1 protein-coding gene is annotated in these 3,422 nt (G+C 34.8%); it reads left to right on the forward strand.

Features of this window, described 5'->3' with window-relative positions; translation table 11 throughout:
- The first annotated feature begins 924 nt into the window (after positions 1-924).
- The gene (feoB, locus tag JGH11_RS19415) at positions 925-3,414 is read left to right on the forward strand and encodes a ferrous iron transport protein B (protein WP_201114547.1); all 2,490 of its coding nucleotides are present in this window, start codon (positions 925-927) and stop codon (positions 3,412-3,414) included.
- Positions 3,415-3,422 lie beyond the last annotated feature (8 nt).

A 3,422-nucleotide genomic window follows, 5' to 3' on the forward strand; every position in this document is an offset into this window, starting at 1 on the left:
TCTATCCATGGGCCTGCTATATGTATATTACGTAGCGATGAGCGTACATCCAGAAAGTAATTAGTTGGAAAGTCTACCCCTTCCTGAATAATGCGTTTGAACTCATCCGTTTGAAATAAACTCTCTTTTATATGGAAATGATCCGAAGAAAAAGCCATTTCTTGTACTTTTTCTTTGCCTAAGGAACTTAAACATTTTGCTGCAAGTAGCTGCCTTATTTTGTCAAAACCTATCTTAATTTCGAAATTTTCAGGGTAAATCACGCTGTATTATCTTTTATTTAGATACAAAGATAATGATTTGGGCGATAGTTAATATTATTTGTTTTCAAGATTTATGGCTTCTAAACTTTGTGAAACAAAAACAAAATTGTAATTTTACAGCCGAAATAACGATGAAAGGTAATTGACAAAATTAAAAATTCAAGAGGGATCTCATTTATTAAGTTAAGTAGTTTACAAAAAACACAGAATTAATCTTATAATAAAAGCATACTGTAATTAGACTGTCAATAGTAATTATTATTTGGCGTATCGCTCTTGTAGTGATTTTTCTGATTAAAAATGATTTTATTATTTGTTCCTCTGATGACTGTATATATAAAGCCAATGCGGCAGAGACACATTCGGATATATTGGGCATTTATTACTCCGACAATGGTTCTTATTGTTAAATAACATTTCTTATGCTATTGCTTGTGAAAGTGATCCTGGAATTGGCCGTTGAAGTATATCTCTGAAGCATTGGTCTTTATGCTTTTATAAAATTTCTTTTTTTTGAATAAGAATAAGATAGGACTCTATCCTTATTTTTTTTGCTGTTTTTCTTTTTATATTCATTCTAAATAATACTCGGAAAAACTTATACATTCTAGTGAAAAATGCGCATCTTTGTACTTCAAATTAAAAATAAAAAATATTAGATATGCTTTTGTCTGATCTGAAAACAGGTGAGAAAGGGGTTATTGTTCGGGTTAATGGTAGCGGGGCTTTCCGTAAACGCATTCTGGAAATGGGTTTCATTAAAGGAAAAACAATAAAGGTTATATTAAATGCTCCGCTTAAAGATCCAATCAAATATAAAATAATGGACTATGAGGTTTCTCTACGTCGTAGCGAAGCCGGATTAATAGAGGTCGTTTATCCAGATCTGAATAAAAAAATAGAGATTTCTTCTATCGGGGAAAGTTCTAATTCAGAATTTAATGAGAAGCTGAATCAAGAGTCAGTATTATCAAAAACAAATAAAATAAGCCATAATAATAAAAAGATAATAAGGGTTGCTCTGGTTGGTAATCCTAATGCTGGTAAAACATCATTGTTTAATATTGCTTCAGGAGCTCATGAGCATGTTGGTAATTATGGAGGGGTGACTGTCGACTCGAAAGAAGGTCGTTTTAAGCATGGAGGCTATATTTTTAAAATAGTAGATTTACCCGGAACTTATTCCCTATCTGCATATACACCGGAGGAACTTTATGTAAGGAAACATCTTGTTGAAGACGAGCCGGATGTTATTGTGAATATTGTGGCGGCTTCTAATCTGGAGCGTAACTTATATCTGACTACAGAATTGATTGATATGGAAGTACCTGTTGTTGTTGCTCTGAATATGTATGATGAGTTGACCGAAAGTGGTACTGAATTTGATAATAAGAAGCTTTCGAAAATGATTGGTATACCTATGATTCCTACAGTTGCCAAAACTGGAGCCGGAATAGGCGATCTTTTTGATGCTGTTATTCGTAGATATGAAGAAGTGGAGCCGGTTGCGCGTAGGGTGCACATATATTATGGAAATACTGTCGAGAATTCTATCAGTAAACTGAATATACAAATTGAAAAACAAAAAGAAGCCTCACTTGTTTTTCCCCGCCGCTATATTGCAATTAAATTATTAGAGAAAGATAAAGATATAGAAACTTACGTGTCGACCTTTTCTAATAACAAAGAATTGTTTGAAGTAAGAGATGCTGAAGTTAAGTATATAGAAGATACATTGAAGGAAGATACCGAATCGGCTTTGACCAATGCTCGATATGGATTTATAGCTGGTGGGCTGAAGGAGACGTTGAAAGAGAAAATCAACGAGTCGGACAAGACCCGGATAATAGATTCGATTGTAACCAATAAATATTGGGGCTTTCCTATTTTCTTCTTTTTTATGTGGGTAATGTTTGAATGTACATTCCGATTAGGGGGATATCCTATGGAATGGATAGAAAATGGAGTCGCGCTTTTGGGTAATTATATACGAGGTGTCATGCCTGAAGGAATGCTTAAGGATTTACTTGTAGATGGTATTATAGGAGGAGTAGGAGGGGTTATAGTCTTTCTACCCAATATATTAATATTGTATGCTTTTATTTCTTTTATGGAAGATTCCGGTTATATGGCTCGTGCCGCTTTTATAATGGATAAAGTGATGCATAAAATGGGATTGCATGGAAAATCTTTTATACCTCTGGTGATGGGATTTGGATGTAATGTGCCGGCAATATTAGCTACACGTACTATAGAAAGTCGTAATAGTAGGATGATAACCATGCTTATCAATCCGTTTATGTCCTGTAGTGCTCGTTTACCTGTTTATTTGTTATTTGCGGGAGTATTCTTTAAGTCATATGCCAGCTTCGTTTTATTTGGTCTTTATTTTAGCGGTATATTGATCGCTGTAGTATCTGCCAGATTGTTTAAGCGGTTTTTATTTCCTAAAGAAGATACACCTTTTGTTATGGAACTCCCTCCTTATAGGATGCCTACGTTGAAAGCGGTCTCGATACATATGTGGGACAAATCGCGGCAATATTTGAGGAAGATGGGAGGGGTGATTCTTATAGCCTCAATAATTATTTGGTTCTTAGGCTATTTTCCTCGAGATAAAGAACGTGAGGCGTATTTTGATAATCAGATATCAGAGGTATTAACTCAATCAAACAATAATTCTATAGATGTTAGTGAAAAAGAGTCTTTAATAGGGGATATTGAGGATCAAAGAAATATTTTACATCAAGAGGAATCTTATATAGGGCGTGTAGGGAAGGCTATTGAACCTATAATGCGGCCACTTGGTTTCGATTGGAAAATAAGTGTAAGCCTTCTTTCAGGAATGGCGGCAAAAGAGGTTGTTGTAAGTACTCTGGGAGTTCTCTATACTGGAGATCCTGAAAATCAGGAGTCGTTGGAATCTCGGCTTGTCAGTGAGACTTATGCAGATGGAACAGATGTCTTTACTCCTTTGGTTGTTGTCAGTTTGTTACTTTTTGTGCTCATTTACTTCCCATGTGTCGCTACTATTGTTGCTATAAAAGAAGAATCAGGTTCATGGAAATGGGGGCTTTTTAGTATTGTTTATACTACTTTACTTGCATGGATTGTTTCATTTTTAGTTTATCAGATTGGCAATATGCTATAGATATACAT

Origin of the sequence: Dysgonomonas sp. Marseille-P4677, assembly GCF_016652235.1 — a bacterium.
Lineage (GTDB): Bacteria > Bacteroidota > Bacteroidia > Bacteroidales > Dysgonomonadaceae > Dysgonomonas.

Coding starts and splice junctions, on each gene's coding strand:
- feoB (WP_201114547.1), top strand. CDS start 925: ATGCTTTTGTCTGATCTGAAAACAGGTGAGAAAGGGGTTATTGTTCGG.